Source organism: Mesorhizobium sp. WSM4906 (assembly GCF_029674625.1).
Classification (GTDB): Bacteria; Pseudomonadota; Alphaproteobacteria; order Rhizobiales; family Rhizobiaceae; genus Mesorhizobium.
This window is the reverse complement of the sequence record NZ_CP121355.1, coordinates 2,206,499-2,232,677: the sequence shown is the minus strand read 5'-3', so window position 1 is coordinate 2,232,677 and position 26,179 is coordinate 2,206,499. Positions and strand designations below refer to the sequence as shown.

Sequence of the window (26,179 nt, the reverse complement as noted above, 5' to 3'; positions counted from 1 at the left end):
TCAGCCCTTCCCGATGCCCAAGACGGCGTTGATCAACGCATTGAGCTGGTTCTCGATCAGGCCGGCGCCGATGTTGACGCCGAGCGCCCTGGCAAAGCCGAAATAAGCCGCCAGCGCCAGGACCAGGCCAAGCAGCGCGTCGCGCAGCGGATGCCGGCTGCCGAAGCCGAAGCAGACCAGCACGAACATGATGACCGAGGCGGCGGTGAAACCGAGCGGCTGGATGAGCACGAGATTGGCGACGAGCCCGGCGATCACGAAACCCATCGCCTTCCAGTCGGTCGGCGTTTCCTTTTCTTCCTCGGGCTGCCAGCCGCCGCGCAGGGCGGCCAAGATGAGCAGCAGCGACAGGACCACCATGCCGGCCATGGTGATGTAGGGAAAGACCTTCGGACCGACCTTGGAATAGAGCGGCGACGCCGGGATCGCCAGGGTCTGCCAGGCAACCGCGCCGGCGCAGGCCAGAAGTCCGATGCCGATCAACATTTCCGGTACGGCAGGGCGCGGCGGTGACGCCTGCTGGTCGCTGGTGCTCATGGTCTCCTCCCCGGATGGCCGGCTTGCAGTCGCCGGCATCGCCGCAGTTTCACCGCCGCTCGATCATCTGTCCACGCTGTTCCGAAGGGGGACGTTGCCCCCTTCGGACATCGCGCGGGCCGGAACTCAGGCGAGGCCGAGATCCTTGAGGATGGCGCCGATGCGGGCCGTGTCTTCGGAAACGAATTTTGCGTAGTCGTCGCCGGTCAGCAGGATCGGCGTCCAGTTGCGGTTCTTGCACTCGGTCGCCCAGGCGTCGCTCTTGGCCATGGTCTCGACCAGCTTGATCATCGCCGCCTTGTCTTCGTCGGAAACGCCGGGCGGGGCAAAGACGCCGCGCCAGTTGAACAGCTCGACGTCGATGCCGGCCTCCTTCAGGGTCGGCGCGTCGATGCCTTCCTGGCGCTTGTCGGACGAGATCGCCAGCAGCCTGAGCGCGCCCGCCTTGATCTGCTCGGAGAACTCGCCATAGCCGGAAATGCCGGCCGCGACCTGGTTGCCGAGCAGCGCCGACAACGCCTCGCCGCCGCCGGCGAAAGGCACATAGGACAGGTTGGCCGCGGGGACGCCGGCCGTCTTGGCGATCAGGCCGAACAGGATGTGGTCGGAGCCGCCGGCTGAGCCGCCGGCCACCGGAACCTTGGTCGGATCCTCCTTGAGCGCGGCGACGAAATCATTAGCCGTCTTGAATGGCGAGGCGGCCGGCACAACCAGCGCCTCGAACTCGCCGGTGAGGCGGGCGATCGGGGTCACTTCGGTCAGGTTGTTGGCGGCCTTGTTGGCAATGATGGCGCCGACCATGACCATGCCGGCGACCATCAGCGAATTGCCCTTGCCCTTCCACTGGTTGACGAATTGCGGCAGGCCGACCGTGCCGCCGGCGCCCCCGACATTGGTGATCTGCGAGCCCGAGATCAGCTTTTCGGAGCGCAGCACCTGGTCGATCGTGCGAGCGGTCTGGTCCCAGCCGCCGCCGGGTGCCGCCGGCACGAATATCTGGATCTGCGGGATGTCCTGCGCCAAGGCCGGCGTGAGGTGCAAAGCGGCGAAACCGGCAGCGCCGGCCGCGGCGGTGCTGGTCAAGAATCTGCGTCTGTTCAGCATGGGATTCCTCCAAATCACGACACCTCCTCCGGTGCCTGCCAAGACGTGGCCTGAATTAAGACCCCGCATTCGAGTTCAAGCATTTGTTACCGCGTTCTGTCAACGGGAATGCCATTCTGCTGGACAGAACGATACGGACCGGACTAAATCCGCATGTCCGGGATCACTCCCGGATGGGCGACCCAAGATGAAACCATCACCCGAAATGACAGCCACTCCTCCCAGCCCCGCCCAGGCCGACGGCGTTGCGGCCCTCGATCGCGCGATCGCCATCCTCGATGCGTTCACCACCGCCGACCGGTCGCTCGGTCTCGCCGAGATCGCGGCCCGCACCGGCCTCTACAAGAGCACGATTCTGAGGCTGGCCAATTCGCTGATGCGCGGGCAACTGCTGGAGCGTCTGGAGGACGGACGCTATCGCATCGGACCGGCCACCTTCCGGCTCGGTGCGCTCTACCAGCGCTCGGTCGTGGCGATGGATATCCTGCTGCCGATCATGCGCGATCTCTCCGAGCGCAGCTGGGAGAGCGTCGCCTTCTACGTCCGCTCTGGCGACGTGCGCACATGTCTTTACCGGGTCGAGTCCAAGCACCCGATCCGCTATACGATACGCGAAGGCGACGTGCTGCCTTTGCTGGTGGGCTCCGGCGGACGGGTGCTTGCCGCCTTCTCGGGCGAGCAGGGCGAGCCTTACGAGACGATCCGGAAAACCTACAATTACATTTCGGTCGGTGATCGCGACCCGCAGACGGCAGGCATATCCGCGCCCGTGTTCGGACCAGGGCGGACATTGGTCGGCGCGCTCACGCTCGCCGGCCCGAGCACGCGGGTCGACGCGGCTTTCCTCACGCGCATGAAGCGCCCGCTGCTCGAAGCTGCCGCCCGCGCCACACGCGCCTTCGGCGAGGATGCCTCGATGCTGGATGAAGCAAGCCGCGACATGGGCGCCGCCGGCTAAGCGCGTGGCGATCGAGAGCGCGCCGGCTTAAAGTCAGACATCCACTTCCGCTTGACTCTTACATATCCCATTGGTTATAGATCAATCAATAGCCATTAGGTTATTGATCCAGATGTCGAACGCGCATGATATGCTCTTCCGGACGCTTGCCGATCCGACAAGGCGCGCCATTTTTGAGCGTCTGTGCCGCCAAGGCGAGCAGACGGTCGGCGCGCTGACGGCGCAGGCCGGTGTCTCGCAGCCGGCGGTCTCGAAGCATCTCGGCCTCCTCAAGGAAGCCGGACTGGTGCGCGACCGCCACGAGGGTCGGCAGACCCATTACAGCGCGCAGCTTGCAGCACTTGCGCCGCTGATGGACTGGACCCGTCAGATGGCCGGGTTCTGGGAGAGCCGGTTCGACGATCTCGAGGATCTGCTGAAGAGGATGGATCAATGAACGATATGCCGGCCGGAACGCGCTCCGTCGTCGTCGAGCGCGAGATCCCTTACCCGCCGGAAAAGATCTGGCGGGCGCTGACCCAACCGCATCTCATCGAGGAGTGGCTGATGAAGAACGACTTCAAGCCGGTCGTAGACCACCGTTTCGAACTCAGCGCGGACTGGGGAGGCGTCGAGTGTCAGGTCCAGGCGGTCGAGCCATACAAGACGCTGTCCTACACCTGGGACACCAAGGATCTGGAGAGCGTCGTCACCTGGACGCTCACCCCGACGGGCACGGGCACCCATCTGCGCATGGAGCAGACGGGTTTCCGCACCGATCAGCAATCCTACTACCGGGGCGCCACCGTTGGTTGGCAAAGGTTCCTCACAGCCCTGGAAGAGGTCCTGGCGCGGATCGACTGAAGTCCCGCCGAAAGGGTTCAAAAAGCAGAAATCGTTGGCGGGCAACCTGCGGCGCGAGCAATGGAGAAATGCGATGAAGATCAAGCTGACAAGTGTTTATGTCGACGACCAGGAGAAGGCTCTTGGCTTCTACACGGACGTGCTGGGTTTCGACAAGAAGGCCGATTTCACCAACGGGCCGTTTCGCTGGCTAACGGTCACCTCGCCCGACGACCCGGACGGCACGGAGCTGCAATTGGCGCTGAATGACAATCCGGCGGCCAAGGCCTACCAGCAGGCCATCTTCAAGCAGGGCCAGCCGGCGCTCATGCTGTTCACCGACGACATCAACGGCGATCACGAGCGCATCACGGCAAATGGCGGCAGCTTCGCCATGGCGCCGACCGAGGTGACCGGCTCGACGATCGCGCAGCTCAACGACACCTGCGGCAATCTCATCCAGATCACCGAGCTGGCGCGTTGGTAAGCCGGCGTTTCATTCGTTCTTTCAGAGGAGGCAGCATTGGACTGGAGCAAATGGATCAGGCAACTGCATCGCTGGCTGTCGATCATCTTTACCATGACCGTCATCGCTAACTTCGTCGCCATGGCATTGGGCGAGCCTCCGGCCTGGGTGGTCTACTCTCCGCTCCTGCCGCTCTTCCTGCTGCTGTTCAGCGGCCTCTATATGTTCGTGCTGCCCTATGCCGCCAGATGGCGCGGTGGGCTGGCGCGCGAGCGCGTAGGATCGGCCTGATGGCGAAGACGAAATCGCCGAAGGTTGCCGCTGGGCCCATTGGCGCGAAACTCGTCCTGCTCTCGGGCGGCAACCCGCAGATCGCCAAGGGCTATGGCGACGCCCCCGTGCAGGCCTATATCGCAGCGATGCCAGGGTGGAAGAGCGAGGTCGGCCGCCGGCTCGACCAGCTCATCATGCACGCCGTTCCCAACGCGCAGAAGGCCGTCAAATGGAACTCGCCGTTTTACGGGATGGAAGGCGAAGGCTGGTTTCTCGGCATCCACTGTTTCACCGGATACATCAAGGTCGCCTTCTTTCGCGGCATGTCGCTGAAGCCCGTGCCGCCCGGCGAATCTAAGAGCAATGACACGCGCTATTTCCACATCCATGAGGACGACCAGCTCGATGAAGCGCAGTTCGTCTCCTGGGTGAAACAGGCAAGCCAATTGCCAGGCGAACGAATGTAGGCGCATTGTCGATCAAGCACGGTTCCGCCTGAAGAGCCATCCCGGCGATCCATTTATCCGGCAGAAGAAACACAGATGGAGAAACGTGGCGTGCAGGAAAGCAAATCTCCTTCCGAGCTCATCGATGGACGCATCGAGGAACTGGGCGATTGGCGGGGTGAGATGCTCGGCCGCCTCCGTGCCCTGATCAAGCAGGCCGATCCAGACGTCACCGAGGAATGGAAGTGGCGCGGGGTGCCGGTTTGGGAGGACGCCGGAATGATCTGTACCGGCGAGACCTACAAGGCAGTCGTCAAGCTGACCTTCGCCAGGGGCGCGGCGCTGCCCGATCCCTCACGGCTCTTCAACTCCAGCCTCGAAGGCAACACGAGGCGCGCCATCGATTTTCGCGAGGGTGAGGAGATCGATGAGGAAGCGCTCAAGGCTCTCGTCCGCGCAGCGGTAGCTCTGAACAAGGCAAAATCCAAACGTTGAATCGCTGGGCGCGCCCATTCGACTTCATTCTGGCGAGAGCAACTCGGCAGGCGATACTGGTGCGGAAATCTCCACATGACGTAGCGTACGCCGCCAGCTGTTTTGTCGAAGAATTTCGAAAACAAATACTGCCGGAATTTATCGGCTGTTAAACCAGGCGCGCTATCTGGATTGGTGTCGCCAATTGCCGGCAGACATGAGGGGAAGAACATCGTCTCAACCGACGGATGAACCGTTCGGACAGACGCCGACGGGGTTGCGGCAGGCTCCATGGAAATGCGATGAAGCTCTCGTCGACGGATGCCGGCCCTCGTCTCATCGGGCTGGTCTGGCCTTTCATCGTGGTCGTCCTGATCCAGGCCCTGGTGGCCAGCCTCAGCCTCTATACACTATCGGCCGTTCGCGCCTATGTCGGCGGCGAGAGCCAATGGTCGAAGGGGCAGAAGCACGCCATCTATTTGCTCAGCCTCTATGCTGATACCGGCAACGCGGAATATTTCCGCGAATACCGCCAGGCCATCGCCGTGCCGCTCGCCGATCGCTCGGCCAGGCTTGCGCTCGAAAAGACCAACCCTGACACCGAAGCGGCGCGGCTGGGTTTCCTCGGCGGCAACAACCATGCCGACGACGTTGCCGGCCTGATCTGGCTGTTTCGGAATTTCCGTCGCGTCAGCTACCTCGACATCGCCATCCGGCACTGGACGGAGGCCGACGAGATGATCCTCGCCATCGAGAAGCTTGGCGACGATATGCACAGAAGGCTCGAAGAAGGCCCCGCGTCGCAGGCGGAGATCAGCGCCTGGAAAGCCGACATCCACCAGCTCGATGACCGGATCGGACCCTTGTCCAAGGCCTTCTCCGACAGCCTCGGCGAAGGCTCGCGCGTCATCAAGATGGCGCTGACGGCCGCCAACCTCGTCACCGCGGCGCTGCTTATCCTGCTGGCGGTATGGCGCACGCGAAAGCTGATGGCTCAGCGGCAGGCCTTCCGAAGCGCCTTGAACGCCGAGCGCGAGCGCGCGCAGATCACGCTGGCCTCGATCGGCCAGGCCGTCATCAGCACCGATGCGGCCGGGCGGCTGGATTACATGAATGCAGTCGCCGAGCGCCTGCTAGCCTGTCCTCTGGACGCCGCCAAGGGCAAGCCCGTCGCCTCGCTGTTCCGGCTGATCGACAAGGACAGCGGTGTCGAGGAAATCGACCTGATACCGCGCCTCCTGGCCGGCGAGCCGCGCCGTTCCAACGTGCGGCCGCAGCTCCTGGAGCGCCCCGACCGTTCGGTCGTGCCTGTCGCGCTCAACGGTGCGCCGCTCAGCGTCTCCGGCAAGATTGTCGGCGCCGTTCTCGCGTTGCACGACATGTCCCGCGAGCAGGACTTCATCGAGCGCCTGTCATGGCAAGCATCGCATGATGCGCTCACCGGTCTCGTCAACCGCCGCGACTTCGAGACCCGGCTGGCAGGCGCGATTGCGGAGCCGCCGGAGAGACCGCGCACGCATGCGCTGATGTATCTCGACCTCGACCAGTTCAAGCTGGTCAACGACACTTGCGGCCATGCGGCCGGCGATCAGCTGCTGCGCCAGATCTCGGTGCTGCTCCTCAATGAGTTGCCCACCGGCGACATACTGGCCAGGCTTGGTGGCGATGAGTTCGGCGTGCTGCTCTTCGATTGCGACACCGGCTGCGCCGTCGCCACGGCGGAACGGCTGCGCGCCACCGTCCAGGATCTGCATTTTTCCTGGGAAGGCCGGCCCTTCAACATCAGCGTCAGCATCGGCATGGTCGAGATCGCCGATTGCGGCATGTCGCTGGAGGAAGTGCTGCGCGCCGCCGATGTCGCCTGCTACATGGCGAAGGAAAAGGGGCGCAACCGGGTTCAGCTTCACAGCGACAGCGATACGGCGCTGCGCGAACGCTTCGGCGAGATGGCCTGGGTCCAGCGCCTGCATGCCGCGCTCGACGAGGATCGCTTCAGGCTGCATGCGCAGGAGATCTCGCCGCTGCGTGAGAATGTCGCCGAGGTTGGCGCGCACATCGAAATCTTGCTGAGATTGACCGACGAGGACGGCAACTTCGTCACGCCGCAGAGTTTCATCCCCGCGGCCGAGCGCTACGGGCTGATGCCGGCGATCGACCGCTGGGTGGTGCGCAACACATTCCGAATTCTCGCGGCCAGGCTTGCCGATCCGCGCGCCATGCCGATATCCACCTGCGCCATCAACCTTTCCGGCGCCAGCTTCGGCGACGAGACGTTCCTCGGCTTCATGCGCGAGCAGTTGGCCGCCCATGGCATTGCGCCCGGAACGATCTGCCTGGAGATCACCGAGACCAGCGCCATTGCCAACCTGACGGAAGCCATGCGCTTCATCGCCGACCTGCGCGGCTTGGGCTGCCGCTTCGCCCTCGACGATTTCGGCTCCGGCATGTCGTCTTTCGCCTATCTGAAGCACCTGCCGGTCGATTATCTCAAGATCGACGGCGGTTTCGTCAAGGACATGCTGGACGACCGCATCGACCGCGCCATGGTCGAGATGATCCACCACATCGGCAAGGTGACGGGAAAACGCACGATCGCCGAATTCGTCGAAAGCGAGGGCATCATGGAGGCTTTGCGAACGATCGGTGTCGACCACGCGCAGGGTTATGCGATCGCAAGGCCCCAGCCGTTCGACGCGACGACGGTTTTCCTCGGCGGCCGGATCGACGGGGGCGCAAGCGCGGATTCCTGGGAAGGCTTGGCGCAGACGTTGCACCGTAAGGTCGGTTGAAACGGTCGTCGGCGATTCTTCTTTCCGAACCGCTCCTAAAGCATGTCTCCCGAAAGTGTGAACCGGTTTCGGAACAAAGACATGCGCAAAATCAAAAGCCTAAAGCGCAGGGAGCGAATCCGAAGGATCGCGACGCGCTTTAGCCTGTCGCCCCTCCGGCCTGTCGCTCCAGCAGGATCGTCGGCTTGTCGTGATAGGTGGTCCGCAGTATTTCGCGATAGCCGTTCTTTTCGGCCACCTTGAGCGAAGCGCCGTTGTCGGGATCGATGATGCAGACGGTCCTGGCTCGCCCGAACACCGCGTCTCCCCAGGCGACGATGCGCCCGACGACCTCGCTGGCAAGCCCCTGGCCATGTACGACGGAGGCCAGCGCCCAGCCGGCTTCCGGCACGCCTTCGATCGACGGCTCGATCTCGCGCTTGAGATCGTGGAACCCGGCCTCGCCAATGAAGCGACCGGTCGCCTTGTCCTCGATCGCCCAGAACCCATAGCCGAGCAGCGACCAGAGCCCGGCATGGCGCAGGAAGCGCATCCAGCTTTCCTCGCGGGTGCGCGGCTTGCCGCTGATGAAACGGGTGATCCCGGGATCGGCCCACATCGCGACATAGGTCTCGAAATCATCGAGCCGATGCGCCCGCAACACGGTCCGCGCCGTCTCGAGGATCGGCACGCCTGCTTCCGTTCCAATGCTCATGGCATTCCCCTCCATTGAGGCGGCAGCGCTTAGCAAATCAGTGCGTTCGAACAAGGGCCAGGATCGCTCGGGGTCATCCTCCACGCCGGGAAACGAGCGCGGTCATGTCGCCGACCGGCTGAGATTTCGGCATCTGGGATTCTCGACCGACGATGTTACTCTTTTGACGAAACTGATTCAGCCATATCTCGCGGCGCCGCCCGAACACAGGAAAAGACCATGGACACCACCGACCTTCTGCTGGCAGCCGCCCACCACCTTCTGGTGTTCTCGCTCGCCGGCATCATCGGCGCCGAGTTCGTGCTGGTGCGTAGCGAGTTGGGGGCGGCGACGCTCAAGCGCCTTGCCGGCATCGACCGCCACTACGGCATCATCGCCACGCTGATCGTCGTCGTCGGCATCTGCCGGGTGTTCTTCGGCCTGAAGGGCTGGGAGTTCTACGTCTACAACTGGGTGTTCTGGGCCAAGATGGTCGCCTTCATCGTCGTCGGCCTGCTGTCGATCATCCCGACTGTTCGCATCATCGCCTGGAATAGGCAGGCGAGCGGCAATTCCTCCTTCTCGGTGCCGGCGGCTGAACTTGCCTCGGTGAAGAATTACGTCCGCGCCGAAGGCTTCATCTTCCTGCTCATCCCCGTCTTTGCCGCGGCGATGGCGCGCGGCTACGGCTATTAGTTCCTCGACATGGGATTTTGACAGGTTGCAGCCTGTAAAATTTTACGGCTCGTTTCCATGGAATCAGCGCGCCGTTTGAAATTAGCTGAAGCCTCCTAACCCCGACCGAAGAGCGCGGCGGAGCAGAATTCCGTACCGCAGCAGCGCTCATGCCTCATGGCAGGATCCTCGGGTCTGCGCCGCGTCGCTTCGCTCCTTGCTTCGCCCGAGGATGACGATCGCGATGGGCGTTTCGGCCAATCTCCACGGCATGCAACCTGCCAACACAAACCTGGCCGACCGGTCAAAGTTCCTGTGCTCGGAGGCTAAACCTAGGCAATTCCAGGAAATACTCTAAGCCCCGACAGGAATCGTCTCCGTCAAGGGCGCGATCGGCACCAGCGGCGCCGGCACGTCGGTTGTCTTTTCCTTGGACTTGCAGATGTCGGCGATGACACAGGCCGGGCAATCGGGCTTGCGCGCCTTGCAGACATAGCGGCCGTGCAGGATCAGCCAGTGATGCGCGTGGCGCATATACTCGGCCGGAATCACTTTCAAGAGCCCCTGCTCGACCTGTTCCGGTGTCTTGCCGGGCGCCAGCCCGATCCGGTTGCCGATGCGCAAGATGTGCGTGTCGACCGCCATCGTGTGCTGGCCGAAGGCGACGTTGAGCACGACATTGGCGGTCTTGCGCCCGACGCCGGGAAGCTTGACCAGCTCGTCGCGATCTTCGGGCACCTTGCCGGCATGGTCGTCGATCAGCGCCTTCGAAAGCGCGATCACGTTCTTGGCCTTGTTGCGCCACAGCCCGATGGTGCGGATGTAGTCGCCGACCTTGGCCTCGCCGAGCGCTAGCATCTTTTGCGGCGTGTCCGCGGCTGAAAACAGCGGCTTCGTCGCCTTGTTGACGCCGGCATCGGTCGCCTGCGCCGACAGCACCACCGCGATCAGCAACGTGAAAGGGTTGATATAGTCGAGCTCGCCCTTCGGCTCGGGCCGCTGCACGGAGAAGCGCCGGAAGATCTCTTGCACCTCGGCGGGAGTGTAGAGCGAGCGCGGTCCGCCCTTGCGGGGCGGCGCCTTTGCTTTCGCGCCATTGCCCGAGGCGGAGGCTGATCGCTTTTTGACGGGCGAGGAATTTTTGGACTTGGGGGGCGCCATTTCCTTCCTATAATATCTTGCCATGAGCGACACAAACGCCTCGTTCGAAGCCGACAAGCCATTCTTCCAGGCCCTGCTGACGCCGCATCGTTCCCTCGGCCGCACCGGCTTTCTGATATTGATGGGCGCGCTGATGTTCGGCTGGGCGGTCGCCGGCGCGATCTTCCTGGCGCATGGCGCATGGCCGGTCTTCGGCTTCTTCGGGCTCGACGTGGCCGCCGTCTACATCGCCTTCCGCGTCAACTACCGCGCCGCGCGCGCTCGCGAGGAGATATCGGTCTCGCGCACCAGCCTCGACATCCGCAAGACGGCGCCGTCGGGCCGCTTCGAGGATCATCGCTTCAACCCGTTCTGGACGCGGTTCTCGATCGCCCGCCACGCCGAGATCGGCATCACCAGAATGGCCGTCGAGGCGCAGGGCAGGAGCGTTTCGATCGGCGGCTTCCTCAACCCGGATGACCGCGAGAGTTTCGCGACGGCCTTTTCGCGCGCGCTGGCGACCGCCAAGGCGCGCTGAGCCAACGCGTGTCAAAACCGGTATCGCAACAGCCTGCCGATCTTGCGCAGCGCCGGAATGTATTTCCAGAGGCGAACGAACAGTTTCGCGCGCAGGCGCATGTGCGCGCCATGCTCCGGTCTGTAGGCTGGAACCTCTTCGACGAACCGCAGCTTCGGAACTGCTCGCTCCAACTCGCGCGGATCCTCGATCGCCCAGTGGACCTCGGCGCCGGTCGCCTTGACGGCCGGATTGAGGCGAACCAGCGCCAGGCCGAAACGGCTGTAGGCGTCGAACATCAATTCGCCGCCGGCAAGATGCGCAGCGAGCCGTGAGAACAAACGCGGCCCTTCGTCGGCCGCGAGATAAGGCGTCAGCCCTTCCGCCACCACGATCGCCGGCCGATTGCGCGGCACCTCGGCCAGCCAATCCGGCTCGGTCACCGACGAGGCGATGAGGTGATAATGGTCCCTGAGCGGGTAAAGCTTGCGCCTGAGCGCGATGACGTCCGGATAGTCGACGTCGAACCAGTCCACGCCTTGCGGCGGATCGACGCGAAAAACGCGTGTATCGAGCCCGCATCCCAGATGCAGCACGATGGCGTCGGGATTTCTGGCAATGAAGTCCTGAACGGCGACATCTAGCGTCTTGGCCCTGATGGCGAAGCCGAGGCCGAGATTGCCGTCGACCATGAGCCTGGAAAAATCATAATCTATCTTGCGCACCGCCGCGTCGGCGAAGTGGTCGTTAAGCAGCGAATGGGGCAATCTGCTCTCCAGCGCCTTGCCGTAGAGCGTCATCAGCAGGGTCTCCCTCGCCCCGGTCAGACTTACCTTCTCGCCGGCCATGATTGCCCTTCGGTTGCAGCCGACTCTATCTGGGTGCGGGCGAAGGGAAGGCAAGTTTCGGGTGGTGGCGAAGCACGGGAAGACCGATATTCGCGGCCAACGAGATATTGCCCTGGGAGATATTGCCATGAACGCTCAGATGACCATGAATACCCGGATGCAACCGTCAGCGATCCTTCAGAACGACATCACCCCCGAAGGCAGCGACTACGAGATCGTGCGTCGCGCCATCGAGAAGATCAGCCTCGACTACCGCGATCAGCCCTCGCTGGAGGTTCTGGCCGAGGCGGTCGGCGAGACGCCGACCGGCCTGCAGAAACTGTTCACGCGCTGGGCCGGCCTGTCGCCCAAGGCTTTCCTGCAGGCAGTGACCCTCGACCATGCGCGCAGGCTGCTCGATTCCGGCATGCCGCTGCTGGAAACCTCGTTCGAGCTCGGCATGTCGGGACCTGGCCGGCTGCACGACCTTTTCGTCACACACGAGGCGATGTCGCCCGGCGACTACAAGACCCGCGGCGCCGGTCTCACCATCCGCTACGGCTACCACATCTCGCCCTTCGGCATCGCGCTGATCATGGTCACCGACCGCGGGCTGGCCGGCCTTGCCTTCTGCGATGCCGGCGGCGAGCGGGCTGCCTTTGCCGATATGTCCGGCCGCTGGCCGAACGCGACTTACGTCGAGGACATGTCGGCCACGCAGCCCTACGCCGCGCGCGTCTTCGATCCGACGAAATGGCGCGCCGACCAGCCGCTGCGCGTGGTGATGATCGGCACCGATTTCCAGCTGCGCGTCTGGGAGGCGCTGCTGCGCATCCCGATGGGCAAGGCCTGCACCTATTCCTCGATCGCGGCAAGCATCGGCCACCCGACCGCAAGCCGCGCGGTGGGTGCGGCGGTCGGCGCCAATCCGATGTCCTTCGTCGTTCCTTGCCACCGTGCCCTCGGCAAGTCCGGTGCCCTCACCGGCTACCACTGGGGCCTGACACGCAAGCGCGCCATCCTTGGCTGGGAGGCGGGGCAGCTGGCTTGAAACCTCGATTTTTCCGCAGACCGTTGCGAAAAACCGTGGATCTCAATATAAACAAGTATAATTGGGACAGAACTTCCCCGATTATTTTGGCTACACAACCGGCGACAACCTCTGGTTTCGCCGGTTGTATTGTCAGTTGCTTGGCGCTATTATTTCACTTAACACTAAATTAACCATGATAAAGGGATGATGGCCCCAAGTTGAGCCGACCGTTCGGCTCGAAAGAGGGGTCTCGATGAAATTCCTTCGCGCCGCGCTGGCCGCAAGCCTGCTGGCCGCTTGCACGGGCCAGACGGCACAGGCCGCCACAGGAAATGTGCTGTTCAACGGCACCATCACCGCCACCTGCACGATCACGATCAATTCCAACGGCACGATGACCGTCAGCAGCAATCTTCAGTCGCTGAGCTCGCACAATGCCGGCGGCTCGGCCGGCAGCGCCCAAGTCGACACTACGGGCGGTGTCACGCTCAGCGTCGACCCGGTCACGTCAACCACCGTGCCGGCCTCGGATACCACCGCCACGACATGGACGCCGACCTTCGCCACCACCGGTGCGCAGACGATTGCGGAAACCGGCACCGCGACCGCGCTGACGGTACCGGGCACATCGACGGTCGCCGTCAACCTTGCCGGCACCAAGAGCGGCACGAACCGCTTCTCCGCCGGCAACTACCAGGCCACCGTGACACTGCGCTGCGAATAGCCCTCTCGCGAAAGGAGCCGTCTTTGAGAACGATTGGATACCTGGCGGCGGCGCTGGCCGTCGTGCTGTCCCCCATTGCCGCGACGAGCCAGTCGATGACGCCGATGCGAGGCGAGGTCAGATCCTTCACGGATGCGTTCGCGGTGCGGGTGTTCCCCGGCAACCCGTACGACCAGCGCATTCGCGTCGAGGTCCATGTCTATGACCAGGATTTCCGGCCGGTCGACGCCAAGATCACGCCCAGCGCCTTTCTTCTGGCCGGCCAGGCATCGCGTCCGGTGCTGGTAGTCGTGCCCTTCGACGGGGCGAACGAGCGTAAAGTGCGTATCTGTACCGAGAGTATCCCCTTTCCAAGCGAGCAGACGCAGATAAGGGCACAGATATGCGGAAAGTTCTTCGGACATCGCAGGTCCTGACCCTCTCCCTGCTGCCTGCTTTGGCGGTCGTGAGTCAGGGGTTTGCCGAGGATATCCTGAACCTGAACCAAAACCAGACGGGGTTCAGCTTGCCCGGCGTCAGCCTGCCCCAGGGGCAGGACGAAGTCCATGCCAGCGACGGCACGACCTGCCGCTCGGCCGTTTCCGGCAGCGGCGCCTATCTCGACCTCGGTGTCATCCGGGGCAACAACACCAGCAGCCAGTCGAACAGCGACATCGCCACCTACGGCCGCGTGGTGATCCCGATCGGGCGGACGCCGAAGCGCCTCGATTGCAGCCGCCTCTACGAGCTCGAGGTCGAACGCCTGCAGATGGAGTTGAAACTCCTCAAAATGGGTGTGGGCGCCGACGGCCAGACCGGAAGCGTGGCGCCGGCTGCGCCCCAGGCTGCATCGGCCGGATGGGCCAATGAAGGCTGGACCATCAGAGGCACAAAAGGCAGTGACAAGAAAAAGAAGAAGAAATAGCCGCGCCCTGCTTGCCATGGCAGTGCTGGCCACCTTTTGCGCGCCCGCGCAGGCCGCGATCGTCGGCACCTGCACCATCGTCGTCGGCAGCTCGGGAACGATGAAGGCAAACCCCTCCATCAACATATTCGGCTCCAAGCAAGCGGGCGGGTCGAGCGCCACTGCCACCGTCACGGCAAGCTCGCTTCTATGCACGATCCTCAACTTGCTCGACTGCTATTCCGTCTCCGCGCCGGCGCCGATCGCCTTTACGTCCGCTCCCAGCGGCGGCGACACCAACGTCACTTTCGACACCGTCTTCCGCCTCGACGGCTCCGGACTCGATATTCCAGGCAGTTCGCCGCAGCGCGTCACCAATGGGACCCACTCCATCCAGGTCGACCTCACGGCGATGAAATCGCCCGGCGCCTTCCCGGCAGGCAATTATCAGGGCACGGTCACCGTGCGCTGCGAATGATGCTGTGGGCCGGCGGCGCGCATAAGCGACATGATCTGGCAACCGGCCCTCTTTGCGGCTAGCCTCGCGCAATCAATTGCGTAAAAGCAAGGACTTGGACCGGTTCAGCCTTTTGTCGAAGGCCAACCCGCTCCGGCAGGAGGCGTTTCTTGATCATCATCGTCGGCTCGATCAATCTCGACCTGATCGCCAATGTCGATCGCTTGCCGGAACCTGGCGAGACGGTCCGCGGCTCCGGCTTCGCCACCGCGCCCGGCGGCAAGGGCGCCAACCAGGCGCTGGCTGCCGCCCGCGCCGGCGCTCGGGTCCGCATGGTGGGCGCCGTCGGCAAGGACAGCTTTGCCGCCGAAGCACTGGCGCTGCTGAAAGCCGGCAGTGTCGATCTTTCCGGCGTCGGCGAGAGTTTCGCCTCCACGGGCACCGCGCTGATCCTGGTCGGCGCCGACGGCGAGAACGTGATCGCCGTGGTGCCCGGCGCCAATGACTCCGTGCTGCCGGGCGACATCGCCAAGGCTCATCTGAAGAAGGGTGACGTCGTGCTTTTGCAGCATGAGATCCCGCTGCAGACGGTGGAAGCGGCACTCGATGCAGCACGCTCGGCAGGTGCCGTCAGCGTGCTCAACACCGCGCCTTTCCGCGCCGAGGCCGCAGGCTTTCTCGGCAAGGCCGACTATGCCGTCGCCAACGAGACCGAGTTCGACCTCTATGGCGAGGCGCTGGCGCTCTCCGGGCGCGACCGGCAGGCGCGGATGCGCGGCTATGCCCAAAAGACCGGTCGCGCCATCGTCGTCACGCTCGGCGGCGAAGGCGTGCTGGCGGCCACTCCCGACGAGTTCCTCGCCGTCCCGGCGCTGAGGATCACCCCGGTCGACACGGTCGGCGCCGGCGACACCTTTTGCGGCTATTTCGGCGCCGGCCTGGCGTCCGGCCTCTCGCTCGAACAGGCGCTCACGCGCGCTGCAGCGGCAGGCTCGCTCGCCTGCCTGAAGCCGGGCGCGCAGCCGGCGATCCCGCTGGCAAAGGATGTCGAAGCCGCCCTGGCCGCACGGTGAAAGCGATGCGCCCTGCAACCAAGCATGCCGTGCCGGCGGCCAGCGAGATTTGCCGCCTGTCCGCCGTGGAGCTGGCCGACAGGATCAGGCAACGCGATCTGTCGGTGCGCGAAGTCGTCAGCGCCTTTCTCGACCGCGTCGAGGCGGTGAACCCGCTGGTCAACGCCATCGTGTCGCTGCGCGAGCGCGCCGTCATCGTCGCCGAAGCCGACAGGGCCGATGCTCATTTGGCGCGGGGCGGCGCGGCCGGATCGCTGTTCGGCCTGCCGATCGCCATCAAGGACCTTGCCCAGACCAAGGGCCTGAGGACGACCTTCGGCTCGCCAATCTTCGCCGATTTCGTTCCACAGGAGGACGATTTCTTCGTCGAGCGCCTTCGCAAGGCCGGCGCCATCATCATCGGCAAGACCAATGTTCCGGAATTCGGCCTGGGTTCCAACACCTACAACAACGTGTTCGGGCCGACGTTCAACGCCTTCGATCCGACGCTTACCGCCGGCGGCTCGAGCGGCGGCGCGGCGGTAGCGCTGGCGCTAGACATGGTGCCGGTCGCCGACGGGAGCGACTTCGGCGGCTCGCTGCGCAACCCCGCCGCCTTCAACAACGTCTATGGCTTCCGCCCTTCGCAGGGTCTGGTGCCGGCCGGGCCCGACATCGATGTCTTCCACGCCCAGATGGGCGTGGAAGGGCCGATGGGCCGGAACGTCGCCGACATCGCGCTGCTGCTCGACGAACAGGCCGGCTATCATCCACGGGCGCCATTGTCGCACGACAAGCCGGGCTCCTTCCTCGAAGGCTTGCGCACGAAGACCACCGGCGGTCGCATTGCGTGGCTCGGCGATCTTGGCGGCCACCTGCCGATGGAGCCTGGGATCCTCGAGCTTTGCGAAGGCGCGCTGGCCCGCTTCACCGAGGCATCCTTCCATGCCGAGCCGCTGGTGCCGGATGTCGATCTCGAGGCGCTGTGGCAGGCCTTCGTGACGCTGCGCCAGGCGAGCAGCGGCTGCGGGCTGAAGGCGCACTATGACGATCCGGAAAAACGCAAGCTGCTGAAGCCGGAAGCGGTTTGGGAAGTCGAGCAGGCGATACGCCTCAGCGCGCCGCAGGTCCATGCGGCCACCGTCCGGCGCTCCTCATGGCACCGCACGCTGTTGTCGCTGTTCGAGCGCTTCGATCTCATCGTCTTGCCGACCGCGCAGGTCTTCCCATTCGACGTGACCACTCATTGGCCGAAGGAAGTCGCCGGCCGGGCCATGGACAGCTATCACCGCTGGATGCAGGTCTCGGCCCTCGCCACCCTGGGCGGCTGCCCGGCGCTCAACGTGCCGGTCGGCTTCGACGGCAAGGGCCGTCCGATGGGCATGCAGTTGATCGGCCGTCCGCGCGGCGACCTCGCCGTGCTCCAAGCCGGCGCCGCCTATGAGGCGACGCTGCCCTGGCCGGCGGGCGCTGGCTGAAGCAATTCCCGAGAAGTGAGGCGGTTTCTCATCCGGAATTGCATCAAGCCAAATAGCTGGAACAGTTCGACGCGATCATGTTGAACTGCTCCACTGTCACATCGCAACTGGGGCTGGTTTGGCGAATTCGCCGACCTCGCCGTCGGCGATGTCCAGCCACACGTCGCGGTCGATGATCAGTGTCGCCGTGTTGCGGCCCGTTCCGCAGACAATCTCGTCCAGCCCAAGCACCGCGCGGTCGATAAGCACACGAGCGCTGCCGATCGGCAGCGGCACGATGCCGCCCTGCTCCATGTCCAGTTCCCTGCGCACGCTTTGCGCGTCGGCGAGCCACAGGTCGGCCCTGCGCAACCCGAGCGCGTCGGCGATCTTCTTATAGTCCGCCCGGTCGGCGGCTCTCAGCGCGACGATCGCGAAGCCGCCAGGCCGCGCGAAGGTCAGGCCCTTGACCATGTTCGCCGGATCCAGCGACAGGATCGTCTTGGCATCCTCGAATGAGATCAGCGGCGCATGCGTCTCGACTTGGTAACGCGCGCCGCGTTCCTCCAGGAACCGCTTGACCGAAGGGCTCATGCGTCCGCCATCTCCGCCAGTGGCACCGCGGTCGCTTTTTCGGCCCAGCGAAACCGCGCCGTGAAGTGGCGCAAGATCGGCGGCTCATACGCGAAGTCAAGGCCGCGGATCGTCTTTGCCCGCTTCGCGACCGCGATCAGCGCATCGGCGATGTAGTCCATATGGTCGTTGGTGTAGACACGGCGCGGGATGGTGAGGCGCAGGAGTTCGAGCGGCGATTTCTCCTGTTTGCCGGTCGCAGGGTCGCGGCCCAGCATCAGCGAGCCGATCTCGACAGCCCGGATGCCGGCCTCCAGATAAAGCTCGCAGGCGAGAGCATGGGCCGGAAAGCGATCAGCCGAGACATGAGGCAGCATCGCAGCGCCGTCGACGAAAACGGCGTGGCCGCCGGTCGGGTACTGGATCGGCACGCCCGCTTGCCGCAGCCGTTCGCCGAGATAGGCGACCTGGCCGACGCGGTATGCGAGATAATCGGTCTCGACCGCCTCATCGAGGCCAATGGCGATCGCCTCCATGTCACGGCCGGCAAGGCCGCCATAGGTGATGAAGCCTTCCATCGGCACGCAGCGCACCTGCACCGCCCGGAACAGGCCGGCGTCCTGGCGGAAGGCGCAGAAGCCCCCGATATTAACCAGCCCGTCCTTCTTGGCCGAGAGCGTAAGCAGATCGCCATAGCACATCATTTCGCGCACGATGTCGCGGATGGAGCGGTCGGCATAACCCTCCTCACGCTGCTGGATGAACCACGCGTTTTCGGCAAAACGCGTGGCGTCGATCATCACCGGGATGCCGTGGTCACGCGCCAGTTCGGAGGCGGCCCTCAGATTGGCCATCGACACCGGCTGCCCGCCGGCGCTGTTGCAGGTCACCGTCGCGACGATACCGGCGACATTCTCCGCGCCATGCGTTTCGATCGCCGCCGCCAGCGCGGCAAGGTCGAAATTGCCCTTCCAGTCGTCATAATGCGCGGTGTCGTTGGCGGCCTTGGTCAGCACATTGACGGCCTTGGCCCCGGCAAGCTCGACATGCGCCTTGGTCGTGTCGAAATGGTAGTTGGAGATGAAGACCGGCGCCCTTGAACCGCGGCGCTTCACCAATTCCGGAAAGACGATCTGTTCCGCGCCGCGGCCCTGATGGGTCGGAATCATGTAGGGATAGCCAAACAACCGCTCGACCGTTTCGGCAAGGCGGTAGAAGTTGCGGCTGCCGGCATAGGCTTCGTCGCCGAGCAGCAGCCCTGCCCACTGACGGTCGCTCATCGCTCCGGTGCCGCTATCGGTCAGGAGGTCAATGTAGACGTCTTCGCTCCTGAGCAGGAAGGGATTGAGCCCCGCCTCGGCAAGCGCCGTCTCGCGAAAGGCGCGATCGGTCATGCGGATCGGCTCGACCATCTTGATGCGGAAGGGTTCTGGAATGCGTTTGCTCATGACATGCTCCATCGTTGCGGCCTGAAGCGCCGCGCTCATTGCAGGATCGGTCGGTGAAATCAGGCAGCGAAGGCCGCGCGATAGGCTCCAGGCGGCACGCCGACACGCGCCTTGAAGATGCGGGTGAGATGCGCCTGGTCGCTGAAGCCGGTTGCCATCGCGGCCGACAGTGGATCGAAACCGCTGCGCAGCATCGCCTTGGCAGCGTCGACACGGCGATTGACCAGGAAGGCGTGCGGCGTCATCCCGGTCCTGCGATGGAAGGCGCGAATCAGCCGCTGACGCGACAGTCCGGCTTCAATAGCCAGTTCTTCCAGCGTCAGCCGCTCGGCGAAGCGCTCGGAGAGAAGCTCGACGATACGGGCGATAGGCCCCCGCTCGCCGCTGGAGCGAGGAAACCGCACTCCTGCATGCACCGACAGGCAGTAGACATAGGCGCAAAGCAACCTCTCCTGCGCCTCCATCTGCGAACACTTCTCCTCCCACAGGCGATGCGCGGCGAAGAACAGCGCGGCCCCTCGCGGATCGTGCACGATCGGCTCGCGGAATGTCGGCGTCCCGGCGCGGTCGAGCGAGGTGCTCTCAGTCGCGATCTCGCGTAGCAGGGCCGTCGACGGATAGCTGACGCGGTAGCTGAAACCGTCATTGGCCGGCGCGCCGTCATGCACCTCGAAAGGATTGTAGAGGGTGAGATCGCCTGCGCGGACTGCATGATTGCGCCCGCGGATGAAGATGGTGCCCGTGCCATGCGACAGCGCGCCGACGACGAAGGTGTCATGCGCATGCGGCTGGTAGCGATGGCGCTTGAAGGTTGCCGAAAGGCATTCGACCCCGCCCACCGGTGCGGTGAAATAGATCGCCTTCTCGTCCTGGCCCAGCGTGTTCATGGCCTTCTCCCTGCACTTGATAGACAGAAATCTAGCATCCCCGGGACCACCGGTATTGCACAAAGATATCACCGGCCGAATCCGCAAAAGCGCGGAAATCGGACGATAGGCCCCCAGGCGTTATTTCGTTGGCTTGCTTCCCTGGCTCATGCATTCTGGCGACCGCCTGCCAGCCCGCAGAGGTGCCGAGGGAAGATCATGTCGCTGGAACTCTACGCCACCTATGTCGTCGCCTGCATCGTCATCGTCCTGGTACCCGGGCCGACGGTCACGCTGATCATCGCCAACAGCATGCGCCACGGCTCGAAGGCCGGTCTCGCCAATGTCGCCGGGACCCAGGCCGGCCTCGCCATCATGATCGCCATCGTCGGCATCGGCCTCAACACGCTGATCGCCGGCATGGGCCACTGGTTCGAGTGCGTCAGGCCGATCGGCGCCGCCTACCTGATCTGGATGGGCGTGCAGATGTTTCGCGCCAAAGGCACGCTGAACCCCGACGGATCGGCCAAGAAACCGCGCGGCGGCTTCTTCCTGCAGGGTTTCCTGGTGGCGATCTCCAATCCGAAGACGCTTGTCTTCTTCGGCGCCTTCTTCCCGCAATTCATCGCGCCGCTCGGCAATTACACGCTGCAGATCCTGGTCATGGGCCTGACAGCCATGGCCTTCGCCGCCCTGTCGGATTCCACCTACGCGCTTGCCGCCGGCCGCGCCGGACGCATCCTGTCGGCCAGCCGCGTCAAGCTGATGTCCCGGATCAGCGGCAGCTTCCTGGTCGGCGGCGGGCTGTGGCTGGCATTCTCGAAGGCGAAGTGAGCACCCTCTCCTTCTCCCCTTGTGGGGGAAGGAAAGGAGCTAGAGCCGCCCCAACCTCTCCACCAGCAGCGCGAAGAAGGCGTCGTGGTCGATGTCGCGCATCACCATAGCGTTCTTCTCGCGCTTGGTGACGCCCCACCAATCGATCACCGTCATGCCCATGGTGAGCTCGGAGGCCGTCTCGACGCTGACGTTGCAGCGGCGGCCCTTGAACAGCTCCGGCTTGATCAGATAGGCGATCACGCACGGGTCGTGCAGCGGCCCGCCGTCGGTGCCGTATTTTTCCTCGTCGTAGCGCTCGAAGAATTCCAGCATCTCGGCGGTCGCAGTGCCGACCTTGGTGCCGAGCTGGCGGAAGGCCTGCGTGCGCTTGGCCGAGGTCAGCGCCTTGTGGGTGACGTCGAGCGGCATCATCACGATCGGAATGCCCGACTTGAACACCACGTCTGCCGCCTGCGGATCGACATAGATGTTGAACTCGGCGGCCGGCGTGACGTTGCCGCCCTCGAAGAAGCCGCCGCCCATCAGTACGATTTCCTTGATGCGCGGCGCAATCCGCGGTTCGCGGATCAGCGCCAGGGCGATGTTGGTGAGCGGCCCGAGCGGGCAGAGCGTGATCGTGCCGCTCTCCTCGCGCATCAGCGTCTCGACGATGAAGTCGACGGCGTACTGCTCCTGCAGCGGCATGGTTGGTTCCGGCAGTTGCGGCCCGTTGAGGCCGGTCTTGCCATGCACTTCCTCGGCGGTGACGAGTTCGCGCGCCAGCGGGCGGATGGCGCCGGCATAGACCTTGACGTCGGGCCGACCGGCGAGCTCGCAGATCTTGCGGGCATTTTTCTCGGTGAGCTTCAGCGGCACGTTGCCGGCAACGGCGGTGATGCCGACGACCTCCAGCTCGGAGCTGCCGAGCGCCAGCAAGATGGCGACGGCATCGTCCTGGCCGGGATCCGTGTCGATGATGATCTTTCGTGACTGGGGCATTTCAATTCCTTTTTGGGGAGTCTTTTTGGGCGGGGTTTTGATGGCTTGAACTTGTTCGCGCGGCGGACCATATCAAGACCATCGGGAAAAATGCCATCCGGGTTTTTCCAGTTTATGTCGCTCTTGAGAGGACAGTGTAACATGAGCCGAATGACGCCCTTCTCCAGCCCGCTTCTCTTGGGTTTCGAATCCATGGAAAAGACGCTGGAGCGTCTGGCGAAGTCGGGTGACAGCTATCCTCCCTATAACATCGAGCGCCTGAGCGCCTCCGACGGCAATGCCGAGCGGCTGCGCATAACGCTTGCCGTGGCGGGTTTCGCCGAGAGCGACCTCGATGTCACCACGGAGGAAAACCAGCTGATCGTGCGCGGACGCCAGACCGACGACACCGAGCGCGAGTTCCTCCACCGCGGCATCGCCGCACGCCAGTTCCAGCGCTGCTTCGTGCTGGCCGATGGCATGCGGGTGGTCGGCGCGGAGCTGAAGAACGGCCTGTTGTCGATCGATCTCGACCGTCCGGAGGCCGAACGGCTGGTACGGAAAATAAACATATCGGTGAAAGACTGATCTTCGCCGATGGCTCTAAATGCGGGACGGCCGGAAGTGGCGTCTCGCGCCAAGGAGGCTTGAAAATGAACAGAATTGACGAAACTCTGACCATGACCAGCGGCGAATTCGCCCATCTCGGCGAAGGTTCGGTCGCTTACCTGAGGAAAGTATCGAGCGACGATCTGCGCGGCCGCTTCCCCGGCCTCGGCGAGATCGCGCCCGGCCTGGAACTGTGGGCGCTGTTTGCCGCCAACGGTCAGCCGATCCTGCTTTCCGATGCCCGTGACCGGGCGCTGGCGGGCGCGCTGGAGAACGATTTGACCACGGTCGCTATTCACTGACCTGGTCGTTCCCTGAATCGAAAAGGGCCGCTCCTGGCGGCCCCTGAAGGTTTTATCCCCAAAACAAGGCTTTATCCAAAGCTGAGCAAGCTTCAGGCCGCGTGCGAGGCCTGGGTATCCGACAACAGCGCGTGGATCGCCACGGCGTCGCGCGTCCCTCTGATCTTGGCCACCGTGTCGGCATCGCGCAGCACGCGCGCGATGCGCGACAGCGCCTTGAGATGGTCGGCGCCGGCGCCTTCGGGCGCAAGCAGCAGGAACACCAGATCGACCGGCTGGTCGTCGAGCGCCTCGAAATCGACCGGCGTCTCCAGCCGGGCGAACACGCCCGCGATCCGCTTCACGCCGGCGAGCTTGCCGTGCGGAATGGCGATGCCGTTGCCGACGCCGGTGGAGCCCAGCCGCTCGCGCTGCAGGATGGTGTCGAACACCTCCCGCTCCGGAATCCCGGAAATCGCCGCCGCCCTCTCCGACAGCAATTGCAGAAGCTGCTTTTTGGAATTCGCCTTCAACGCCGGCATGATAGCCGAGACGCTGATGAGATCGCTGAGATCCATGCTTGAAAAATCCCTTGCTCGCCTGCCGCGCCGGTCGTCCCCCTCGCGCGGCCGGCTTTCTTTATCCCTGCGCGACTTTGGTCGTCGACGGATCGATCCAGCCGATGTTTCCATCCGGCCGGCGGTAGACGATATTGACATGGTCGTTTCCGGCGTTGCGGAAAACGAAAACCGGACTGTCCTTGGTGTCGAGCTCGATGACCGCCGACGCCACAGACATGGTGCGAAGCGTCACGGTCGATTCGGCGACGATGGCCGGGGCAAAATTCTCCGGGAATTCTTCGTCATCGTCGGCGAGTGGCTCCATCACGGTGTAGGCGATGTCGGTGGCTTCGCCATTGCCGTTGCCGGAACTGTGCGACTTCAGTCGGCGCTTGTAGCGCCGCAGCCGCGTTTCGAGGCGATCGGCGGCCGTCTCGAAGGCAAGCGTGGGATCCTGGGCGTCGCCGGTCGCCTGCAGGGAGGCACCGGAATCGAGACGGATCATGCAATCGGCCGAGAAACGCGACCCCGCCTTGATGACCGTTACATGTCCTGAAAAACCCCGATCGAAATACTTTTCGATGGCTTCGTTGACACGATCGTTGATGCGCGTACGGAACGCATCGCCGATGTCCATGTGTTTTCCCGAAATGCGCAGATTCATCTGAAAACTGACCTTCCTTGCTCAGGCTTCAAACTGTCCCGAGTTTATACCCGTGGTGCGCGCGCACAAGCTTTGCGGCGGCACGCGCGCCGATTTTAGACCCGAACTTTCCGGTTGATCACAAGTCGCCTTCTTGGCCGTCCGAGGCCTTGCTTTGACGGACCCATTCGCGAGCGGGCATCACGGCCCGGCTCATGCGGGCGGGCTTCTAGACACTTCATTGCAGCTTGTCAATGAAGCACGAAAACTGTGGAAATCCGCCATTCCTCAAGCCTGCACCAAAATAGGTCAGGCCGGTTGAACATCAACTGACCTAGCGTCCGGCGTTGGCCAGCGCCCGTTTCTCCCTGCGGCGCTGCACCGATGAAGGGATGTTCATGCCCTCCCGGTACTTGGCGACGGTGCGGCGGGCGATGTCGACGCCGCTTTCCCTCAACATGTCGACGATGGCGTCGTCGGAAAGCACGTCGGCGGGCTTTTCCTCGTCGATCAGTTGCTTGATGCGGTCGCGCACGGCTTCCGAGGAATGGGCTTCGCCGCCTTCCGCGGAGGCGATCGAAGCGGTGAAGAAATAGCGCAATTCGAAGACGCCGCGCGGCGTCAGCATGTATTTGTTGGCGGTGACGCGGCTCACGGTCGATTCATGCATGCCGATGGCGTCGGCCACAGTGCGCAGGTTGAGCGGCTTGAGATGCCGCACGCCATGGACGAGGAATGCATCCTGCTGGCGCACGATTTCCGAGGCCACTTTCAGGATGGTTTTCGCCCTCTGGTCGAGGCTGCGCGTCAGCCAGTTGGCGTTCTGCAGGCATTCGGCCAAAAAGTCCTTCTCCGCCTGGTCCTTGGCATGGCTGGAGACACGGGCAAAGTAGACATTGTCGACCAGAACGCGCGGCAGCGTGTCGGGATTGAGCTCCACGGCCCAGCTGCCGTCGGCGGCCGCCCGTACCTCGACATCGGCGACGATGGCATCGCTCGCCCCGCCCGAAAAAGCCGTGCCGGGCCGCGGATCGAGCGCCCGGATCTCGGCCAGCATGTCGAGAAGATCTTCCTCGTCGACGCCGCAGATGCGCTTCAGCGTCTGGAAATCTCGCCGCGCGAGCAGCTCGAGATTGTCGACCAGCGCCTTCATCGCCGGATCGAGCCGGTCGCGTATGGCAAGCTGCAGCGACAGGCACTCGGCGAGATCGCGGGCAAACAGGCCGGCCGGCTCAAAGGTCTGGCAGACCTCCAGCACGTGCGCCACGGCCGCATTGTCCGCGCCCAGCCGCGCGGCGATTTCTTCCGGGTCGGCACGCAGATAGCCGGCCTCGTCGAGGCTGTCGGCGAGCTCGCCTGCGATCAGGCGTTCGGCAGGGTTGGGGAAGGCCATAGCGATCTGTTCGCCGACATGTTCGCGCAGCGTCACAATGGTCGCGGCCATCTCGCCGACATCGAAGCCTTCCGACGATGCGCCGGCGGCGCTGCCTGCGGACGCCGACTTCCATTGCGCCGTCAGGTCCGGCCCCAGCCTCTCGCTCGTGCCTGGATCGTCGGGAAACAGGTTTTCCAGCGAAGCGTCGAGCTTTTCCGAGATCGCCTCGGCGCTCCATTCCGTCTCGCCTTCGAACCAATCGCCCCCGGCCGCCGGTTCCGGCGCGGTCTCGTCCTTCTGCGGCTGGTCGCCGCCGGTCTCATCCTGCGGCTCGGCCCGCTCCAGCAGCGGATTGCGCTCGATTTCCTCGTCGATGAAGCGTTCGAGCTCGACATGGGTGAGCTGCAGCAGCCGGATCGACTGCATCAGCTGGGGCGTCATCACCAGCGACTGGGACTGTCTGAGCTGCAGTTTGGCCGCCAGCGCCATGGTGGGATTCAAACGCCTCGTCTACGCATCGAACTGAAGGTTTTTCGGTCGGGCATAGAAACTGGCCCGGCTTTTGCTTGTCAAGGAAAACGCTAGCAGGAAGGGCTTACCGGAGCGTTATCCGGGGCGGAATTGGCAGGAAACCGGAAAAAATCAGCGAGAAATTGCGGCAGAACCGGAATTTCGCGCCTAGAGCGTGACCCCGAACCGAAGGACCGCGTCAGCGAAAAGTGG

General features: G+C 63.8%; 32 protein-coding genes. 20 read left to right on the top strand and 12 right to left on the bottom strand.

Translation table 11 applies throughout. The features are described 5' to 3' along the window. Together QAZ22_RS10640 and QAZ22_RS10635 are read right to left on the bottom strand one after the other, a co-directional pair. Positions 1 to 537, bottom strand: coding sequence for a tripartite tricarboxylate transporter TctB family protein (locus QAZ22_RS10640; RefSeq protein ID WP_278206719.1), 537 nt, complete (start codon positions 535 to 537; stop codon positions 1 to 3). A 126-nt stretch (positions 538 to 663) separates the two neighbouring features. Further along, complete coding sequence (locus QAZ22_RS10635) at positions 664 to 1,641, bottom strand: tripartite tricarboxylate transporter substrate-binding protein (RefSeq protein ID WP_278206718.1); 978 nt, start codon at positions 1,639 to 1,641, stop codon at positions 664 to 666. Positions 1,642 to 1,846: 205 nt separating this feature from the next. On the opposite strand from QAZ22_RS10635, the gene QAZ22_RS10630 reads away from it, so the two are divergent. The 8 genes from QAZ22_RS10630 to QAZ22_RS10595 all read left to right on the top strand — a co-directional run bounded on the left by QAZ22_RS10630 (position 1,847) and on the right by QAZ22_RS10595 (position 7,869). Next, the gene (locus QAZ22_RS10630; protein WP_278206717.1) at positions 1,847 to 2,599 is read left to right on the top strand and encodes an IclR family transcriptional regulator; all 753 of its coding nucleotides are present in this window, start codon (positions 1,847 to 1,849) and stop codon (positions 2,597 to 2,599) included. 112 nt (positions 2,600 to 2,711) lie between these two features. Next, a complete protein-coding gene (locus tag QAZ22_RS10625) occupies positions 2,712 to 3,035 on the top strand; it encodes a metalloregulator ArsR/SmtB family transcription factor (protein ID WP_278206716.1) in 324 nt (107 codons plus the stop codon). Continuing rightward, complete coding sequence (locus tag QAZ22_RS10620; protein WP_278206715.1) at positions 3,032 to 3,442, top strand: SRPBCC domain-containing protein; 411 nt, start codon at positions 3,032 to 3,034, stop codon at positions 3,440 to 3,442. The genes QAZ22_RS10625 and QAZ22_RS10620 overlap by 4 nt, the downstream gene beginning before the upstream one ends. A 73-nt stretch (positions 3,443 to 3,515) precedes the next feature. Then, on the top strand, positions 3,516 to 3,908 hold the full coding sequence (locus tag QAZ22_RS10615; protein WP_278206714.1) for a VOC family protein: 393 nt from the start codon (positions 3,516 to 3,518) through the stop codon (positions 3,906 to 3,908). 36 nt (positions 3,909 to 3,944) lie between these two features. Continuing rightward, entirely contained in the window at positions 3,945 to 4,178 is a 234-nt protein-coding gene (locus QAZ22_RS10610; protein WP_278206713.1) for a hypothetical protein, read from the top strand. Then, positions 4,178 to 4,627: a DUF1801 domain-containing protein gene (locus QAZ22_RS10605; RefSeq protein ID WP_278206712.1), complete on the top strand. Its 450-nt coding sequence runs from the start codon at positions 4,178 to 4,180 to the stop codon at positions 4,625 to 4,627. Before QAZ22_RS10610 ends, QAZ22_RS10605 begins: the two co-directional genes overlap by 1 nt. Before the next feature lie 75 nt (positions 4,628 to 4,702). Next, positions 4,703 to 5,101, top strand: a complete 399-nt coding sequence (locus tag QAZ22_RS10600; protein ID WP_278206711.1) for a DUF1801 domain-containing protein — start codon at positions 4,703 to 4,705, stop codon at positions 5,099 to 5,101. Positions 5,102 to 5,382: 281 nt separating this feature from the next. Further along, on the top strand, positions 5,383 to 7,869 hold the full coding sequence (locus QAZ22_RS10595) for an EAL domain-containing protein (protein WP_278206710.1): 2,487 nt from the start codon (positions 5,383 to 5,385) through the stop codon (positions 7,867 to 7,869). Between the two features lie 139 nt (positions 7,870 to 8,008). On the opposite strand, the gene QAZ22_RS10590 is transcribed toward QAZ22_RS10595, so the two are convergent. Beyond that, the gene (locus QAZ22_RS10590; RefSeq protein WP_278206709.1) at positions 8,009 to 8,563 is read right to left on the bottom strand and encodes a GNAT family N-acetyltransferase; all 555 of its coding nucleotides are present in this window, start codon (positions 8,561 to 8,563) and stop codon (positions 8,009 to 8,011) included. 219 nt (positions 8,564 to 8,782) lie between these two features. On the opposite strand from QAZ22_RS10590, the gene QAZ22_RS10585 reads away from it, so the two are divergent. Beyond that, positions 8,783 to 9,238 carry a DUF2214 family protein gene (locus tag QAZ22_RS10585; RefSeq protein WP_278206708.1) on the top strand — a complete coding sequence of 152 codons (456 nt, stop codon included), beginning with the start codon at positions 8,783 to 8,785 and terminating at the stop codon, positions 9,236 to 9,238. Between the two features lie 333 nt (positions 9,239 to 9,571). Here QAZ22_RS10585 and nth read toward each other — a convergent pair whose 3' ends face one another. Then, positions 9,572 to 10,378, bottom strand: a complete 807-nt coding sequence (gene nth / locus QAZ22_RS10580; RefSeq protein ID WP_278207814.1) for an endonuclease III — start codon at positions 10,376 to 10,378, stop codon at positions 9,572 to 9,574. A gap of 22 nt (positions 10,379 to 10,400) precedes the next feature. Between nth and QAZ22_RS10575 the strand changes: the two genes are divergently transcribed. Next, the gene (locus QAZ22_RS10575) at positions 10,401 to 10,895 is read left to right on the top strand and encodes a DUF2244 domain-containing protein (protein WP_278206707.1); all 495 of its coding nucleotides are present in this window, start codon (positions 10,401 to 10,403) and stop codon (positions 10,893 to 10,895) included. 11 nt (positions 10,896 to 10,906) lie between these two features. Here the strand turns inward: QAZ22_RS10575 and QAZ22_RS10570 are convergent, their stop codons facing one another. Next, on the bottom strand, positions 10,907 to 11,722 hold the full coding sequence (locus tag QAZ22_RS10570) for a class I SAM-dependent methyltransferase (protein ID WP_278206706.1): 816 nt from the start codon (positions 11,720 to 11,722) through the stop codon (positions 10,907 to 10,909). 127 nt (positions 11,723 to 11,849) lie between these two features. Between QAZ22_RS10570 and QAZ22_RS10565 the strand changes: the two genes are divergently transcribed. The 7 genes from QAZ22_RS10565 to QAZ22_RS10535 all read left to right on the top strand — a co-directional run bounded on the left by QAZ22_RS10565 (position 11,850) and on the right by QAZ22_RS10535 (position 17,328). Next, positions 11,850 to 12,752: a methylated-DNA--[protein]-cysteine S-methyltransferase gene (locus QAZ22_RS10565; RefSeq protein WP_278206705.1), complete on the top strand. Its 903-nt coding sequence runs from the start codon at positions 11,850 to 11,852 to the stop codon at positions 12,750 to 12,752. A gap of 235 nt (positions 12,753 to 12,987) precedes the next feature. Further along, a complete protein-coding gene (locus tag QAZ22_RS10560) occupies positions 12,988 to 13,458 on the top strand; it encodes a hypothetical protein (protein WP_278206704.1) in 471 nt (156 codons plus the stop codon). Between the two features lie 23 nt (positions 13,459 to 13,481). After that, entirely contained in the window at positions 13,482 to 13,874 is a 393-nt protein-coding gene (locus QAZ22_RS10555; protein WP_278206703.1) for a hypothetical protein, read from the top strand. Beyond that, complete coding sequence (locus QAZ22_RS10550) at positions 13,841 to 14,362, top strand: hypothetical protein (RefSeq protein WP_278206702.1); 522 nt, start codon at positions 13,841 to 13,843, stop codon at positions 14,360 to 14,362. Before QAZ22_RS10555 ends, QAZ22_RS10550 begins: the two co-directional genes overlap by 34 nt. Positions 14,363 to 14,378: 16 nt before the next feature. Beyond that, entirely contained in the window at positions 14,379 to 14,819 is a 441-nt protein-coding gene (locus QAZ22_RS10545) for a hypothetical protein (protein ID WP_278206701.1), read from the top strand. A 149-nt stretch (positions 14,820 to 14,968) separates the two neighbouring features. Beyond that, positions 14,969 to 15,871, top strand: coding sequence for a ribokinase (locus tag QAZ22_RS10540; RefSeq protein WP_278206700.1), 903 nt, complete (start codon positions 14,969 to 14,971; stop codon positions 15,869 to 15,871). Positions 15,872 to 15,876: 5 nt separating this feature from the next. Next, positions 15,877 to 17,328 carry an amidase gene (locus QAZ22_RS10535; RefSeq protein ID WP_278206699.1) on the top strand — a complete coding sequence of 484 codons (1,452 nt, stop codon included), beginning with the start codon at positions 15,877 to 15,879 and terminating at the stop codon, positions 17,326 to 17,328. 96 nt (positions 17,329 to 17,424) lie between these two features. Here the strand turns inward: QAZ22_RS10535 and QAZ22_RS10530 are convergent, their stop codons facing one another. Genes QAZ22_RS10530 through QAZ22_RS10520 form a run of 3 tightly spaced genes read right to left on the bottom strand, consistent with a single transcriptional unit; the run spans position 17,425 to position 20,215 of the window. Beyond that, positions 17,425 to 17,901, bottom strand: coding sequence for a YbaK/EbsC family protein (locus tag QAZ22_RS10530; RefSeq protein ID WP_278206698.1), 477 nt, complete (start codon positions 17,899 to 17,901; stop codon positions 17,425 to 17,427). Beyond that, on the bottom strand, positions 17,898 to 19,328 hold the full coding sequence (locus QAZ22_RS10525; RefSeq protein ID WP_278206697.1) for a tryptophanase: 1,431 nt from the start codon (positions 19,326 to 19,328) through the stop codon (positions 17,898 to 17,900). Before QAZ22_RS10525 ends, QAZ22_RS10530 begins: the two co-directional genes overlap by 4 nt. 59 nt (positions 19,329 to 19,387) lie before the next feature. Next, positions 19,388 to 20,215 (bottom strand): AraC family transcriptional regulator, encoded by an 828-nt coding sequence (locus QAZ22_RS10520; RefSeq protein WP_278206696.1) that lies wholly within the window; start codon positions 20,213 to 20,215, stop codon positions 19,388 to 19,390. Positions 20,216 to 20,413: 198 nt separating this feature from the next. Between QAZ22_RS10520 and QAZ22_RS10515 the strand changes: the two genes are divergently transcribed. After that, positions 20,414 to 21,028 carry a LysE family translocator gene (locus QAZ22_RS10515; RefSeq protein WP_278206695.1) on the top strand — a complete coding sequence of 205 codons (615 nt, stop codon included), beginning with the start codon at positions 20,414 to 20,416 and terminating at the stop codon, positions 21,026 to 21,028. A 39-nt stretch (positions 21,029 to 21,067) separates the two neighbouring features. On the opposite strand, the gene QAZ22_RS10510 is transcribed toward QAZ22_RS10515, so the two are convergent. After that, positions 21,068 to 22,009 carry a nucleoside hydrolase gene (locus tag QAZ22_RS10510; RefSeq protein WP_278206694.1) on the bottom strand — a complete coding sequence of 314 codons (942 nt, stop codon included), beginning with the start codon at positions 22,007 to 22,009 and terminating at the stop codon, positions 21,068 to 21,070. Between the two features lie 141 nt (positions 22,010 to 22,150). Between QAZ22_RS10510 and QAZ22_RS10505 the strand changes: the two genes are divergently transcribed. Next, positions 22,151 to 22,576 carry an Hsp20 family protein gene (locus tag QAZ22_RS10505; protein ID WP_278206693.1) on the top strand — a complete coding sequence of 142 codons (426 nt, stop codon included), beginning with the start codon at positions 22,151 to 22,153 and terminating at the stop codon, positions 22,574 to 22,576. A gap of 65 nt (positions 22,577 to 22,641) precedes the next feature. Beyond that, a complete protein-coding gene (locus QAZ22_RS10500) occupies positions 22,642 to 22,899 on the top strand; it encodes a DUF1150 family protein (protein WP_278073862.1) in 258 nt (85 codons plus the stop codon). A 92-nt stretch (positions 22,900 to 22,991) separates the two neighbouring features. Here the strand turns inward: QAZ22_RS10500 and ptsN are convergent, their stop codons facing one another. The 3 genes from ptsN to rpoN all read right to left on the bottom strand — a co-directional run bounded on the left by ptsN (position 22,992) and on the right by rpoN (position 25,945). Beyond that, positions 22,992 to 23,456: a PTS IIA-like nitrogen regulatory protein PtsN gene (gene ptsN, locus QAZ22_RS10495; protein ID WP_027165361.1), complete on the bottom strand. Its 465-nt coding sequence runs from the start codon at positions 23,454 to 23,456 to the stop codon at positions 22,992 to 22,994. Positions 23,457 to 23,517: 61 nt separating this feature from the next. Further along, positions 23,518 to 24,102 carry a ribosome-associated translation inhibitor RaiA gene (raiA, locus tag QAZ22_RS10490; RefSeq protein ID WP_278206692.1) on the bottom strand — a complete coding sequence of 195 codons (585 nt, stop codon included), beginning with the start codon at positions 24,100 to 24,102 and terminating at the stop codon, positions 23,518 to 23,520. A 313-nt stretch (positions 24,103 to 24,415) separates the two neighbouring features. Further along, on the bottom strand, positions 24,416 to 25,945 hold the full coding sequence (gene rpoN, locus QAZ22_RS10485; protein ID WP_278206691.1) for an RNA polymerase factor sigma-54: 1,530 nt from the start codon (positions 25,943 to 25,945) through the stop codon (positions 24,416 to 24,418). Between the last annotated feature and the right edge of the window lie 234 nt (positions 25,946 to 26,179).

Coding starts and splice junctions, on each gene's coding strand:
- QAZ22_RS10585 (WP_278206708.1), top strand. CDS start 8,783: ATGGACACCACCGACCTTCTGCTGGCAGCCGCCCACCACCTTCTGGTG.
- QAZ22_RS10605 (WP_278206712.1), top strand. CDS start 4,178: ATGGCGAAGACGAAATCGCCGAAGGTTGCCGCTGGGCCCATTGGCGCG.
- QAZ22_RS10570 (WP_278206706.1), bottom strand. CDS start 11,722: ATGGCCGGCGAGAAGGTAAGTCTGACCGGGGCGAGGGAGACCCTGCTG.
- QAZ22_RS10630 (WP_278206717.1), top strand. CDS start 1,847: ATGACAGCCACTCCTCCCAGCCCCGCCCAGGCCGACGGCGTTGCGGCC.
- QAZ22_RS10595 (WP_278206710.1), top strand. CDS start 5,383: ATGAAGCTCTCGTCGACGGATGCCGGCCCTCGTCTCATCGGGCTGGTC.
- QAZ22_RS10500 (WP_278073862.1), top strand. CDS start 22,642: ATGAACAGAATTGACGAAACTCTGACCATGACCAGCGGCGAATTCGCC.
- QAZ22_RS10525 (WP_278206697.1), bottom strand. CDS start 19,328: ATGAGCAAACGCATTCCAGAACCCTTCCGCATCAAGATGGTCGAGCCG.
- QAZ22_RS10620 (WP_278206715.1), top strand. CDS start 3,032: ATGAACGATATGCCGGCCGGAACGCGCTCCGTCGTCGTCGAGCGCGAG.
- QAZ22_RS10510 (WP_278206694.1), bottom strand. CDS start 22,009: ATGCCCCAGTCACGAAAGATCATCATCGACACGGATCCCGGCCAGGAC.
- QAZ22_RS10505 (WP_278206693.1), top strand. CDS start 22,151: ATGAGCCGAATGACGCCCTTCTCCAGCCCGCTTCTCTTGGGTTTCGAA.
- QAZ22_RS10625 (WP_278206716.1), top strand. CDS start 2,712: ATGTCGAACGCGCATGATATGCTCTTCCGGACGCTTGCCGATCCGACA.
- QAZ22_RS10600 (WP_278206711.1), top strand. CDS start 4,703: ATGGAGAAACGTGGCGTGCAGGAAAGCAAATCTCCTTCCGAGCTCATC.
- raiA (WP_278206692.1), bottom strand. CDS start 24,102: ATGAATCTGCGCATTTCGGGAAAACACATGGACATCGGCGATGCGTTC.
- QAZ22_RS10590 (WP_278206709.1), bottom strand. CDS start 8,563: ATGAGCATTGGAACGGAAGCAGGCGTGCCGATCCTCGAGACGGCGCGG.
- QAZ22_RS10535 (WP_278206699.1), top strand. CDS start 15,877: ATGCGCCCTGCAACCAAGCATGCCGTGCCGGCGGCCAGCGAGATTTGC.
- ptsN (WP_027165361.1), bottom strand. CDS start 23,456: ATGGATCTCAGCGATCTCATCAGCGTCTCGGCTATCATGCCGGCGTTG.
- QAZ22_RS10520 (WP_278206696.1), bottom strand. CDS start 20,215: ATGAACACGCTGGGCCAGGACGAGAAGGCGATCTATTTCACCGCACCG.
- QAZ22_RS10515 (WP_278206695.1), top strand. CDS start 20,414: ATGTCGCTGGAACTCTACGCCACCTATGTCGTCGCCTGCATCGTCATC.
- QAZ22_RS10640 (WP_278206719.1), bottom strand. CDS start 537: ATGAGCACCAGCGACCAGCAGGCGTCACCGCCGCGCCCTGCCGTACCG.
- nth (WP_278207814.1), bottom strand. CDS start 10,378: ATGGCGCCCCCCAAGTCCAAAAATTCCTCGCCCGTCAAAAAGCGATCA.
- QAZ22_RS10565 (WP_278206705.1), top strand. CDS start 11,850: ATGAACGCTCAGATGACCATGAATACCCGGATGCAACCGTCAGCGATC.
- QAZ22_RS10635 (WP_278206718.1), bottom strand. CDS start 1,641: ATGCTGAACAGACGCAGATTCTTGACCAGCACCGCCGCGGCCGGCGCT.
- rpoN (WP_278206691.1), bottom strand. CDS start 25,945: ATGGCGCTGGCGGCCAAACTGCAGCTCAGACAGTCCCAGTCGCTGGTG.
- QAZ22_RS10615 (WP_278206714.1), top strand. CDS start 3,516: ATGAAGATCAAGCTGACAAGTGTTTATGTCGACGACCAGGAGAAGGCT.
- QAZ22_RS10545 (WP_278206701.1), top strand. CDS start 14,379: ATGGCAGTGCTGGCCACCTTTTGCGCGCCCGCGCAGGCCGCGATCGTC.
- QAZ22_RS10560 (WP_278206704.1), top strand. CDS start 12,988: ATGAAATTCCTTCGCGCCGCGCTGGCCGCAAGCCTGCTGGCCGCTTGC.
- QAZ22_RS10550 (WP_278206702.1), top strand. CDS start 13,841: ATGCGGAAAGTTCTTCGGACATCGCAGGTCCTGACCCTCTCCCTGCTG.
- QAZ22_RS10530 (WP_278206698.1), bottom strand. CDS start 17,901: ATGAGCCCTTCGGTCAAGCGGTTCCTGGAGGAACGCGGCGCGCGTTAC.
- QAZ22_RS10575 (WP_278206707.1), top strand. CDS start 10,401: ATGAGCGACACAAACGCCTCGTTCGAAGCCGACAAGCCATTCTTCCAG.